Annotated in this window: 9 protein-coding genes; 6 read left to right on the top strand and 3 right to left on the bottom strand. The window is 66.3% G+C overall.

Annotation, left to right across the window (positions count from 1 at the left end; translation table 11 throughout):
• Positions 1 to 27: 27 nt before the first annotated feature.
• Genes ACWKSV_RS08780 through ACWKSV_RS08770 form a run of 3 tightly spaced genes read right to left on the bottom strand, consistent with a single transcriptional unit; the run spans position 28 to position 6,048 of the window.
• Complete coding sequence (locus ACWKSV_RS08780; protein ID WP_083706689.1) at positions 28 to 1,629, bottom strand: efflux transporter outer membrane subunit; 1,602 nt, start codon at positions 1,627 to 1,629, stop codon at positions 28 to 30.
• A complete protein-coding gene (locus tag ACWKSV_RS08775) occupies positions 1,629 to 4,856 on the bottom strand; it encodes a multidrug efflux RND transporter permease subunit (RefSeq protein ID WP_076717083.1) in 3,228 nt (1,075 codons plus the stop codon). The genes ACWKSV_RS08780 and ACWKSV_RS08775 overlap by 1 nt, the downstream gene beginning before the upstream one ends.
• A gap of 7 nt (positions 4,857 to 4,863) precedes the next feature.
• On the bottom strand, positions 4,864 to 6,048 hold the full coding sequence (locus ACWKSV_RS08770) for an efflux RND transporter periplasmic adaptor subunit (RefSeq protein WP_056434358.1): 1,185 nt from the start codon (positions 6,046 to 6,048) through the stop codon (positions 4,864 to 4,866).
• Between the two features lie 264 nt (positions 6,049 to 6,312).
• Between ACWKSV_RS08770 and rpiA the strand changes: the two genes are divergently transcribed.
• The 6 genes from rpiA to ACWKSV_RS08740 all read left to right on the top strand — a co-directional run bounded on the left by rpiA (position 6,313) and on the right by ACWKSV_RS08740 (position 12,894).
• The gene (rpiA, locus tag ACWKSV_RS08765; RefSeq protein ID WP_076717082.1) at positions 6,313 to 6,984 is read left to right on the top strand and encodes a ribose-5-phosphate isomerase RpiA; all 672 of its coding nucleotides are present in this window, start codon (positions 6,313 to 6,315) and stop codon (positions 6,982 to 6,984) included.
• Between the two features lie 72 nt (positions 6,985 to 7,056).
• Entirely contained in the window at positions 7,057 to 9,144 is a 2,088-nt protein-coding gene (gene tkt, locus ACWKSV_RS08760) for a transketolase (RefSeq protein ID WP_076717080.1), read from the top strand.
• Positions 9,144 to 10,265, top strand: coding sequence for a transaldolase (gene tal, locus ACWKSV_RS08755; RefSeq protein ID WP_076717078.1), 1,122 nt, complete (start codon positions 9,144 to 9,146; stop codon positions 10,263 to 10,265). The genes tkt and tal overlap by 1 nt, the downstream gene beginning before the upstream one ends.
• 72 nt (positions 10,266 to 10,337) lie before the next feature.
• Entirely contained in the window at positions 10,338 to 11,321 is a 984-nt protein-coding gene (gene gnd / locus ACWKSV_RS08750) for a phosphogluconate dehydrogenase (NAD(+)-dependent, decarboxylating) (RefSeq protein WP_056434346.1), read from the top strand.
• Positions 11,318 to 12,151: a Cof-type HAD-IIB family hydrolase gene (locus tag ACWKSV_RS08745; protein ID WP_076717077.1), complete on the top strand. Its 834-nt coding sequence runs from the start codon at positions 11,318 to 11,320 to the stop codon at positions 12,149 to 12,151. Before gnd ends, ACWKSV_RS08745 begins: the two co-directional genes overlap by 4 nt.
• On the top strand, positions 12,148 to 12,894 hold the full coding sequence (locus ACWKSV_RS08740; protein WP_076717075.1) for an HAD-IIB family hydrolase: 747 nt from the start codon (positions 12,148 to 12,150) through the stop codon (positions 12,892 to 12,894). The genes ACWKSV_RS08745 and ACWKSV_RS08740 overlap by 4 nt, the downstream gene beginning before the upstream one ends.
• The last annotated feature ends 17 nt before the right edge of the window (positions 12,895 to 12,911 follow it).

Raw genomic sequence — 12,911 nt, 5'->3', positions numbered from 1 at the left:
TGGGAAGGGTGAGGGTCGCTCTGTCGCTTAATTGCCGGGGCTGAGCGCCACCGGTCCATTGGCGGTCGCCTCCAGCAGCGAGTCCCCGCCGAGCACCCGGTACAGCGTCACCCGATTGCTTGCCGCCGTCAGCTGCGTCGCGATCACCGTCCGCTGCGCCGAATAGAGCGAGCGCTGTGCATCCAGCGTATTCAGGAACGGCGTCACCCCGCCGCGATAGCTCGCCTCGGTCAGGCGATAGGTGTCGCTCGCGGCGTTCAGGAAGCGGCGGTTGGCGCCCAGCTGGTCGTCGATCGTCCCCTGCCGCGCCAGTGCATCGGCTGTTTCCTGAAAAGCGGTCTGGATCGCCTTTTCATAGGTCGCGAGCGCGGCATCGCGCTGGGCCTGCGAATATTGGACGTTCGCCACGCCGGCGCCCGCCTGGAAGATCGGGTAGCTGACCGAGGGCGCGACCGAATAGTTGAAGCTGCCGCCCGAGAAGAGCGAGGTCAGCGCGGTGCTGGCAAAACCGACCAGCCCGGTCAGCGAGATGCGCGGGAACAGGGCCGCCCGCGCCGCGCCGATCTGGCCATTGGTGGCGCGCAGCAGATATTCGGCCTGCACCACGTCCGGACGGCGCAGCAGGATGCCCGAGTCCAGTCCGGCGGGCAGCGTCCCGACGGTCGGCGCGGCCTCTTCGATCGAGCGGGGCAGGAGCGTGGTGTCGATCGGCGCGCCGACCAGCAGTTGCAGCGCGTTGACGTCCTGCGCCACGGCGGTCTTCTGAAGCGCAAGGTCCGCCTGCGCGGTCGCCAGCACCTGTTCGGCCTGGCGCAGGTCGGTGCGTGGCGAGATGCCGCCCTGAAGCCGGGCACGGGTCAGGGTGACGCTGCGCTCGGCGCTGGCGGCGGTCTGCTGCGCGATGGCGAGCAGGCTCTGGTCCGCGCCGTAATTCAGCCAGGCATCGGCAATGTCTCCGACCAGCGTCAGCCGGGTCGCGCGCGCCGCCGCCTCGGTCGCGAAATAACGGTCGAGCGCGGCGCCGGTCAGCGAGCGGATGCGACCGAACAGATCGAGTTCGAAGGCGTTGACGCCCAGATTCACCGACCACGCGCTACCGCTGCCATTCGCGCCGGTGACGATGCCGCCGGTCCCGCCCGTATCGACGCCGCCATTGCCGACGCCGGCCCCCGTGCCGCCATCGACGGTGCCGTTGCCGGTCCCGGTGCCCGTTCCTCCGGTGTTGCCGGTACCGCCACCCGTGCTGCCGCCGCCAACCGCGCTCGATCCCGCGCCGCCCGACCCGCGATCCGTATAGCTGTATCGGCCCGTCGCGCTGACGGCGGGGAACAGGCTGCCGCGCTGGATGCGGTATTGTGCACGGGTCGAGGCGATGTTCGCCGCCGCGACACGCAGGTCGCGATTATTGGCCAGTGCCTGGGTGATCAACTGCTGCAACCGCGCGTCACGAAAGATGTCGCTGTAGCGCACCGTGGGCAGGGCGGCCTCCGACTGGCGGAGATAGGCATCGCCGACCGGCCAGGAGGGCGGCACCGGCGTCGCGGGCCGCTCATATTTCGGGGCCAGCGAGCAGCCCGACAGCGCGGTGGCGGCGAGCAGCAGGGCAGGGAGGGGGGACAGGATACGCATCAGGCCTTCTCCGCTCCGCCTTCAGGGGCGGGACGATGCCCCGCGCCATGCTCGCTCATCGGCTTGCCCCGCAACCGGGCCAGACCGTTGCGGACCGACCGGCGGACCAGCACGAAGAACAACGGGATGTAGAAGATCGCCAGCACCGTCGCGGTCAGCATGCCCCCGATCACGGCGGTGCCGATAGCAATACGGCTGTTCGCGCCCGCGCCGGTCGAGATGGCGAGCGGCAGCACGCCGAAGATGAAGGCGAAGCTGGTCATCAGGATCGGCCGCAGACGGATCTTGGCGGCTTCCAGCGCGGCGTCGATGACGCGCTTGCCCTGTTTCTCCGCCTGCTCGGCAAACTCGATCATCAGGATCGCGTTCTTCGCCGCCAGCCCCATGGTCGTCAGCAGACCGATCTGGAGATAGACGTCGTTGGTCAGCCCGCGCAGGGTCACGAAGGCCACCGCGCCGATCAGGCCCAGCGGAATGACCAGCAACACCGCGAAGGGGATCGACCAGCTTTCATAGAGCGCGGCCAGGCACAGGAAGACGACCAGGATCGACAGCCCGTACAGGATCGGCGCCTGTCCGCCCGACAGCCGTTCCTGATAGGACAGGCCCGCCCAGGCGATCGAGGTGCCGGGGATTTCCGCCGCCAGCTCGGTCATCCGCTTCATCGCGTCGCCCGAGCTATAGCCGGACGCGGCCGAGCCCTGGAATTCATAGGACGGAATGCCGTTGAACCGCGACAGGGTGGTCGGCGCCACGCCCCAGTTGATCGTCGAGAAGGACGAGAAAGGCGCCATCTGGCCGCTCGACCCGCGCACGAACCATTGCTTCAGGTCCTCCGGCTCGGAGCGATAGGGCGCGTCGCCCTGGACGAAGACGCGCTTCACGCGGCCACGATCGATGAAGTCGTTCACATATTGCCCGCCCCAGGCGGTCGACAGGGTCGAGTTCACCTGCTGCTGCGTCAGGCCCAGCGTGGACAGCTTCTGCTGATCCAGATCGACGCGCAGCGTGGCGATGTCGGGAAGCTCGGTCAGGCGGACCGAAGCCAGCATCGGGTCGGCATTGGCCTTGGCAAGCAACTGGTCGCGCACCGCCTCGAACTTCTCCAGCGGCATGCCGGAGATATTCTGCAACTCCATGGTGAAGCCGTCCGACTGGCCGAGGCCGCGAATGGCGGGGGGAACGAGGGCGAACACCTGCGCGTCGCGAAGCCCGCGGAATGCGGCGGAGGCGCGGCCGGTAATGGCGTCGGCGCTGTTTTCCTTGCCCTTGCGGTCGGCCCAGTCGACGAAGTTGATGAAGCCCTGGCCGGTATTCTGGCCGCTGGTGCCGCCCCCGCCGCCACCCGCGACCGAGAACAGGACCTTGACGTTCTTGCCCTCATGCTGGGCGAAATACTGCTCGACCTGCCGCTGCACCTCCATGGTGCGGCCCTGGGTCGCACCGGCGGGCAGGCGGAACTGGACGATGGCCGATCCCTGGTCCTCGGTCGGCAGGAAGCCGGTCGGCAGGCGCAGGAACAGCACCGCCAGCAGCGCGACGACGCCCGCATAGATCAGCAGGAACAGCCATTTGCGGTCGACGACGGTACGCACGCCCGAGACATATTTGCCGACCATCCAATCGAAGCGGGTGTTGAACCCGTCCTTCGCCCGCTGGAGGACTTGCGCCACGCGGGGCGCCTTTCGCTCCAGCCACGCGCCTTCCTCATGCTCCTTGGCCTTTTGCTTGAGCAGGCTGGCGGTGAGGGCGGGCGACAGGATGATCGCGACCGCGACCGACAGGATCATCGCCGAGACGATGGTGATCGAGAACTGGCGATAGATGACGCCGGTCGACCCGCCGAAGAACGCCATCGGCAGGAACACCGCCGACAGGACGAGCGCGATGGCGACGAGCGCGACGGTGATCTCGTTCATCGACTCGATCGTCGCCTCGCGCGGAGTCATGTCGGGATTTTCCTCGAGCAGACGCTCGACATTCTCCACGACCACGATCGCATCGTCGACCAGCAGGCCGATCGCCAGCACCAGCCCGAACAGGGTCAGCGTGTTGATCGAGAACCCGGCCAGATAGAAGATGGCGAAGGTGCCCAGCAGCACGACCGGCACCGCGATCGTCGGGATCAGCGTCGCACGCCAGCTTTGCAGGAAGACGGACATGACGATGACGACCAGGATGATCGCCTCGATCAGCGTCTTGACCACCTCGTCGATCGACAGCTTGATGAAGGCGGTCGTGTCGTTGGCGTAGGCGATCTTCAACCCTTGCGGAAAGCCCTTGGCGACGCGGGTGATCTCGGCCTTGACCAGCTCGGCGGTCTTCAGCGCGTCGGCGCCCGGTGCCATCAGGACGGCGATACCGGCACCCGGATGCTGGTTGATCCGGCTGACCGCGGCATAGCTTTCGGCGCCCAGCTCGATACGCGCCACGTCGGACAGCTTGACGGTCGCGCCGTTGTTCAGCGTCTTGACGATGATCTCGCGGAACTGCTCGGGCGTCTGGAGCCGCGACTGCGAGGTCACGGTGGCATTCAGCATCTGGGTCGTTGCCGAGGGCGTACCGCCGACCTCGCCCGCCGCGACCTCGGTATTCTGGTTCTGGATCGCGGTCGTCACGTCCGAGGGCATCAACTGGTAGGAGGCCAGCTTTTGCGGGTTCAGCCAGATGCGCATCGCATATTGCGAACCGAAGACGTTCGTGTCGCCGACGCCCTGGATGCGGCCCAGCGGGTCCTGGAGATTGGAGACGAGGTAATCGGCGACGTCCTGGTTCGTCATCCGGTTCGTCTCGTCATAGACGCCCGCGATCAACAGGAAGTCGGGGTTCGACTTGCGGACGACCAGACCCTGTTGCTGCACCTGCTGCGGCAGTCGCGCGACCGATTGCTGGACCTGGTTCTGGACCTGCACCTGCGCGATGTCGGGGTCGGTGCCCTTGGCGAAGGTGGCGGTGATCGTCACCGAGCCACGGCTGGACGAGGATGACTGGAAATAAAGCAGCCCGTCAATGCCGGTCAGCTGCTGTTCGATGACCTGGGTGACCGAGTTCTGCAGCGTCTGGGCGGAGGCACCGGGGAAGGTGGCGCGGATCGACACCTGGGGCGGCGCGACGTCGGGATATTGCGCGATGGGCAGGCCCATGATCGCGCCGACGCCCGCCAGCATGACGATGATGGCAAGGACCCAGGCGAAGATGGGACGATCGATGAAGACGCGGCTGAGCATGATCCGGTCAGCCCGCCTTGCCCTTGGCGGCCTGCATCTTCTTCAACTGTTCGGGCGAGGGGGGCTGGACCTTTTGCGGGCTGTTGGCGGGCACCGCGCGCACGCTCTGGTTGGGGCGCAGATTGTTCAGGCCCTGGGTCACGATCTTGTCACCGGGCTTCAGGCCGTCGGTGACCACCCAGAAGGCCCCTTGCGTCCGCTCGGCCTTGACCGTCTTCTGCTGCACCTTGTCATTCGGGCCGACGACGAACAGCGTCGCATTGCCCTTCGGATCACGCGCGATCGCCTGTTGCGGGACCAGGAAGGCGCTGGTGTCGATCGCCTGGGCAAAGCGGGCACGGACGAACATGCCGGGCAGCAGCAAGCCTTGCGGATTCGGGAAGCGCGCGCGCAGCGTCACGGTGCCGGTCTGCTGGTCGACGACGGCTTCGGCGAACTCCACCCGGCCGGTCTGGCCGTAATCGGTGCCGTCCTCCAGCCGCAGCGTCACATTGGCACTGGCGGGGATCAGGCCGTCGCGTGCCGACAGGCTGCGGCGCAGCGACAACAGGTCGGTCGCCGACTGCTGGATATCGACGAAGATCGGGTCGAGCCGCTGGATCTGTGCCAGCGGATCGGTCTGGCCCGCGCTGACCAGTGCGCCGACGGTGAACAGCGATCGGCCGATGCGCCCCGTAATGGGGGCGGGGACGGTGGTGAATTGCAGGTTCACGCGCGCCGTCTCCAGCGCGGCACGGGTCTGCGCCACCTGCGCGGCGGCCTGGCGGGCGCTGGCCTGGGCGTTGGTATAGTCCTGCTTCGAGATCGCCTCGATCTGCGCCAGCGGGCGATAGCGTTCGGCGAGCGTCCGCGTCGCCTCGGCATTGGCCTGCGCGCTTTGCAGATTGGCGGCGGCCTGGTTGACCGAGGCGCGATACAGGCGGGGATCGATTTCGTAGAGCGGCTGGCCGCGCTTCACCAGCGTGCCTTCGGTGAAGAAGCGGCGGCGGATCACGCCGGTCACCTGGGGCCGCACGTCCGAGCTTTCAAAGGCGGTGGTGCGTGCGGCGAGTTCGGTCACGATCGGCGCGTCGGTCGGCTGGACGGTCACGTAACCGACGGTCGGGGTCTGCTGCTGTCCGCCGGCTCCGCCCTTTGCCTTGCCCTTGTCTCCGCCGCCACAGGCCGACAAACTGACCAGCGCGAGAGCCATGGCCGTCCCGGCAAGCGCCGGGCGACCGCGAAAACCTGCAAAGTTCAATTCGTTCACCTGCCTGAATTGTGCCGCGGAGCCGGCCCGCGCCTTAATGCGCGAGACGGCGGAACGTTGCTGACCTGTGTCAAATTGCACGAACGGGGTTCGAAAAGGCAAGTGATCATGGCCTAAACCGTCCGTCTTAATTGTCGCAATTTGTCGCGGTGCGGCAAAAGCGCGGGCGGCGGGAGCCTTTGGGTTTCCGAAGCATTTTCAACGTACATGACCGATCGTGATGCCGATAAGCGCATGGCCGCCGCCGCCGCGGTGGATGAGGTATGCGACAATATGCTCGTCGGGCTGGGCACCGGGTCGACGGCCGCCCATGTCATCGCGCTGCTTGCCGAACGGGGCCTGACTATCGAGACGGTCGCCACCTCCCGGGCCAGCGCGGAGCTGGCCGAGCGATTGGGGTTGAAGGTCCGGCTATTCGACGCGGTGGCGCGGGTCGACCTGGCGATCGACGGCGCGGACGCCATCGACGCCGACTTGTCCGCCGTGAAGGGCGCTGGCGGGGCCATGCTGCGGGAAAAGATCGTCGCGGCCGCCGCCGACCGGATGATCGTCATTGCCGACGGCTCCAAGCGGGTCGAGCGGCTGCAAGGCGCCAAGCTGCCGATCGAGATCCTGCCCTTCGCCCGCGCCTTTGCGGTGGAACGGCTTTCCGGGCTTTTTGAGCGGCTTGACGAACGAACCGGTTATCTGACCGACAATGGCAACATCGTGGTCGATGGCCATGGCTGGAACGATGCCGACCTGCCGGGGCTGGCGGAGGCGCTGGCGGCAATTCCGGGCGTCGTCGGGCACGGCCTGTTCCTATCCGAGATCGACGCCGCCTATATCGCCGACAATGGGGTCGTTACCCGGCTGGAACGGGGACGGAACCCGCGCTAAGGCGACCCTGCATGGCAACCAGAGCGAGCGCGGAGGCGTTCGATCGCACATAAAGAGGATGAGGCCAGTTTCATGACCGATGCCACCACCACCGCCGTGGCCGACAGCCATCTCCACGAGGACGGGTCGATCGAGCGCCTGACCATCGACACCATCCGCACCCTGTCGATGGATGCGGTGCAGCAGGCCAATTCGGGCCACCCCGGCACGCCCATGGCGCTCGCCCCGGTCGGTCACACCATCTGGTCCAAGTTCCTCCGCTACGATCCCGCCCATGCCGATTGGCCCAATCGCGACCGCTTCGTGCTGTCGGTCGGCCACGCCTCGATGCTGCTCTACTCGCTGATCCACCTGGCGGGCATCGAGGAGATTGACGCGGACGGCAACAAGTCGGGCAACCCCGCGCTGAGCCTGGAAGACCTGAAGGGCTTCCGCCAGCTGAACTCCAAGACGCCGGGCCACCCCGAATATCGCCACACCACCGGCGTCGAGACGACGACCGGTCCGCTGGGCGCGGGGTGCGGCAATTCGGTCGGCATGGCGATCGCCGAGCGCTGGCTGGCCGCGCATTTCAACCGCGAGGGTTTCCCGATCTTCGACCATGACGTCTATGTCGTGTGCGGTGACGGTGACATGATGGAGGGCGTCGCGTCGGAAGCCGCCTCGACCGCCGGACACCTCAAACTGTCGAACCTGTGCTGGATCTATGATTCGAACCAGATCTCGATCGAGGGCGGCACTGACATCGCGTTCGACGAAGACGTCGCCAAGCGGTTCGAGGCCTATGGCTGGAATGTCCTGCACGTCGACGACGCCAATGACATCGGCGCGCTGACCGCCGCGCTCGACAATTTCAAGGCGACGACCGACAAGCCGACCTTCATCGTCGTGAAGTCGGTCATCGGCTATGGCAGCCCCAAGGCGGGCAGCGAAAAGGCGCATGGCGAACCGCTGGGCGACGACGCGATCCGCGCCACCAAGAAGGCCTATGGCTGGCCCGAGGATGCCAAGTTCCTGGTGCCCGACGGCGTGCGCGAAGCCTTCCAGGGTGCCATCGAAGCGCGCGGCAAGCCGCTGCGCGACGAATGGGTTGCGATGGTCGACAAGTACCGCGCCGAATATCCCGAACTCGCCGCCGAGCTGGATGCGATGCTGGCGGATAAGCTGCCCGAGGGCTGGGATGCCGATATCCCGGTGTTCGAGGCGGATGCCAAGGGCGTCGCCAGCCGCGACTCGGGCGGCAAGGTGCAGAACGCCATCGCCGCCAAGGTGCCGTGGCTGATCGGCGGCTCGGCCGACCTCGCGCCCTCGACCAAGACGCTGATCAAGGACGGCGGCTCGTTCCAGGCGGGCAGCTATGAAGGCCGCAACATGCACTTCGGCGTGCGTGAACATTCGATGGGCGCGATCGTCGACGGCATGGCGCTGTCGCACCTGCGCTCCTACGGCGCGACCTTCCTGGTCTTCTCCGACTATATGCGCGCGCCGATCCGCCTCGCCGCGATCATGGAGCTGGGCGCGACCTTCGTCTTCACGCACGACTCGATCGGCGTCGGCGAGGACGGCCCGACCCACCAGCCGATCGAGCATCTGGCGACGCTGCGTGCGATCCCCGGCCTCGACACGATCCGCCCCGGCGATGCGAACGAAGTGGCCGAGGCTTGGCGCTGCGCCGTCGAGTCGGCCAGCCACCCGACCGCGCTCATCTTCTCGCGTCAGGCGCTGCCGACCTTGGATCGCAGCAAGTACGCACCGGCCTCGGGCGTGAAGAAGGGCGGCTATGTCCTTGCGGATTGCGACGGCACACCCGACATCATCCTCATTGCAACGGGGTCGGAACTGTCGTTGGTGACCGACGCCTATGAGACGTTGAAGGCCGATGGCATCAAGGCACGCGTCGTCTCGCTGCCCAGCTGGTATCGTTTCGAACTGCAGGATGCGGCGTACAAGGACAGCGTGCTGCCGAAGACCGTCACCAAGCGTCTGGCGGTCGAGCAGGCCGGTTCGATCGGATGGGACCGCTATGTCGGCTTCGATGGTCGCACGATCACCATGTCGACCTTCGGGGCCTCCGCGCCGCTCGCCAAGTTGCAGGACAAGTATGGCTTCACCCACGACAATGTCGTGAAGGTGGCCCGCGAAATGCTGGAGACCAAGTGATGAGCAAGCTGTCGGAACTGGGCGCCAAGGGCTGCGCCCCCTGGCTCGATTTCGTCGATCGCAAGTTCCTGGAGGCGAAGGGGCTGGAAAAGCTCGTCGCCGAGGACGGGCTGACCGGCGTCACCTCCAATCCGTCGATCTTCGAAAAGGCGATGGGGCATGGCGACGCCTATGACGCCACGCTCGCCGCCTTCGACAAGGAAAATCCCGGCGCGGCGACCATCGACCGTTACGAGCATCTGGCGATCCAGGACATCAAGGCGGCGGCGGAAACGCTGAAGCCGGTCTATGACAAGCTCGATGCCAAGGACGGCTATGTCAGCCTGGAGGTGTCGCCCTATATCGCCGACGACACCGACGCGACCATCGCCGAGGCTGAAAAGCTGTGGCACGCGGTCGACCGCCCGAACCTGATGATCAAGATTCCGGGCACCGATGCGGGCGCCCCGGCGATCTCGGCAACCATCGCCAAGGGGATCAACGTTAATGTGACGCTGCTCTTCTCGGTCGACGCCTATATCAAGGTGGCCGAGGCTTATGCGGCGGGTCTGGAAGAGCGGGTGAAGGCCGGGCAGCCGATCGACCGGATCGCCAGCGTCGCCAGCTTCTTCATCAGCCGCATCGACTCGGCGATCGACAAGAAGATCGACGAGCGCGTCGCCGCCGGTGATGCGGAGGCGGATGCGCTGAAGGCCGTGCGCGGCAAGGTCGCCATCGCCAACGCCAAGATGGCCTATCAATGGTATCTGGACTTTCTAAAGTCCGACCGCTGGCAGGCGCTGGCCGCCAAGGGCGCGCAGCCGCAGCGGCTGCTCTGGGCCTCGACGGGGACCAAGGACCCGTCCTTCCCCGACACGCTCTACATCGACACGCTGATCGGGCCGGACACGGTCAACACCATGCCGCCCAAGACCATGGACGCCTTCCGCGACCATGGCACGGTGGCCGAAACGCTGACCGCCGATATCGACGAAGCCAAGCACGTCCTGGCCGAGGCCGAGCGGCTGGGCCTGGACCTGAACGGCGTGACCGACACGCTGGTGGCCGAGGGGGTCGCCTCCTTCGTCAAGGCGTTCGACGATCTGCTCGGCGCGATCGGGCAAAAGCAGCCGGCAGCCTGAGGCCCCGGCGGCCCCCTCCCCCAGCGGGGAGGGGGCCTTTTCATTTCTCATGTCAGTTAATGGAGTTCCCGCATGAAGATCGGTCTGGTCGGCCTTGGCCGCATGGGTGGCAATATCGCACGCCGCCTGATGCAGGCTGGGCATCAGGTGGTAGCCTGGGATCGCAGCGACGAGGCGGTGCAGACGCTCGCCAAGGACGGCGCGGAGGCGGCCACCGGGCTGGCGGACATGGCGGCGAAGCTGGCCGATAAGGCGATCTGGTGGGTTATGCTGCCCGCCGGCGGCCCGACCGAGGACACGATCGCGGAAATCGCCAAGCTCGCCAAGGACGGCGACGTCATCATCGACGGCGGTAACAGCTTCTACAAGGACGACATTCGCCGCGCCAAGATGCTGGCCGAACAGGGCATCCATTATGTCGATGTCGGCACCTCGGGCGGCGTCTGGGGCCTGGAGCGCGGCTATTGCATGATGATCGGCGGCGATACGGAAACCGTCGACCATCTCGATCCAATCTTCGACGCGCTGGCACCGGGGCTGGGCACGATCGAGCGGACGCCGGGCCGCATCGCCGACAAGGTCGATCAGCGCGCCGAGAAGGGCTATATCCATGCCGGGCCCGCGGGCGCGGGTCACTTCGTCAAGATGATCCACAACGGCATCGAGTACGGCCTGATGCAGGCCTATGCCGAGGGCTTCGATATCCTAAAGTCGAAGAACAGCGACAAACTGCCCGAGGACGAACGCTTCGACCTGAACCTGACCGACATCGCCGAAGTCTGGCGTCGCGGCAGCGTGATCTCGTCCTGGCTGCTCGACCTGACCGCCATCGCACTGGCCAAGGACGAGATGCTCGAGCAGTTCTCGGGCCATGTCGCCGATTCGGGCGAGGGCCAGTGGACGATCGACGCGGCGATGGAGGAGAAGGTCCCGGCCAACGTCCTGACCGCCTCGCTGTTCGCGCGCTATCGCAGCCGGGTCGAGCATACCTATGGCGACAAGGTGCTGTCGGCGATGCGCTTCGGCTTTGGCGGCCACACCGAAATCCCGCAATGAGCGATCCGGTTTCGGGGCCGATCCGGCTTGTCGTGTCGGACGTCGACGGCACGCTCGTCGACCCCGACAAGACGCTGCGCGCCGCCACCATCGCCGCCGTCAAGCGGCTGGAGGCGGCGGGCGTCGGCTTCACCATCATCAGCGCCCGGCCGCGTTCGGGGCTGGGCTGGCTGGCGGACGAGCTGTCCATCGACGCGCCGATCGGGGCGTTCAACGGCGGGACGGTGTTCCGCCGCGACGGCTCGGTCGATGCGCAATTCCGCGTGCCGGTCGATGTCGTCCACGCCGTGCTGGCGATGGCGGCGGACAACCCCGTCGCCATCTGGGTCTTCGCCGACGATCGCTGGTACGCCAGCAGCGGTAAGGGCACCCATGTCGATCACGAGCGCAAGGCGTCCGCACAGGAGCCGGTGGTAACGCAGGACTTCGCCGCGCTGGTCGACAAGGTCGACAAGATCACCTTGGTCAGCGACGATGCCGATCTGCTGCGCGGCCTGCATGACAAGGCGAATGCGGCGCATGGGGAAGCGGCGACCATCGCCCAGTCGCAGACCTATTATCTCGACGTGACCGCTTTGAAGGCCAACAAGGGCGATGGCGTGGCGACCTTGGCCAAGGCGTTCGGCGTCTCGCTGGAGGAAGTGGCGGTGCTGGGCGACCAGGCCAACGACCTTCCCATGCTGACCCGCGCCGGGCTGCCGATCGTGATGGCGAATGCGCCGGACGCGGTTAGGGAACAGATCTCGGTACACACCCGTTCCAATGCCGAGGATGGCGTAGCCTATGCCATCGACACCATCATCCTGCCCAGAATCGGAGTGCCTTCATGAAGCAACTGGTTGCGTTCGACCTCGACGGTACGCTGGCCGAAAGCAAGCAGCCCCTGGGCGAGCCGATGGGGGAGGCGCTGGCCGACCTGCTCGACGTCGCGCATGTCGCAGTGATCTCGGGCGGTGACTGGCCGCAATTCGACAAGCAGGTCGCCAGCCGCCTGCCCGTGCGCGCCGATCGCACCAAGCTGTGGCTGATGCCGACCACCGGCACCAAGCTCTACACGTACAAAGACGGCAGTTGGACCCCGGTCTATGCCGAGCTGTTCGACGATGCGACCAAGGCCAAGATCCTGGAGGCGTTCGACGCCTCGCTGGAGGCGACTGGTTTCGTGCCCGAGCAGACCTGGGGCGAGCGGATCGAGGATCGCGGCAGCCAGATCACTTTCTCCGCGCTCGGCCAGCAGGCGCCGATCGACGCCAAGGAACATTGGGACCCCAAGTTCGAGAAGCGCAAGGTGATCCAGGCGGATCTCAAGCAGCGCCTGCCAGGCCTATCGATCAACATGGGCGGCGCGACCTCGATCGACATCACCCGTGAGGGTGTCGACAAGGCATACGGCCTGAAGAAGCTGCGCGACGCCAGCGGCATCCCGCTCGACGCGATGATGTTCATCGGCGACGCGATCTTCCCGGGCGGCAACGACTATCCCGCCAAGGAACTGGGCCTCGACACGGTGCGCGTACGCGATCCGGAAGAGACGCTGGCGGTCATCGCCGGGATCGTCGCCTGCCTGAAGTAAGCGACAGCGCGTCCGCC

The organism is Sphingomonas sp. SphC10 (genome assembly GCF_057004845.1).
This window is presented reverse-complemented; position numbering and strand designations above follow the sequence as displayed.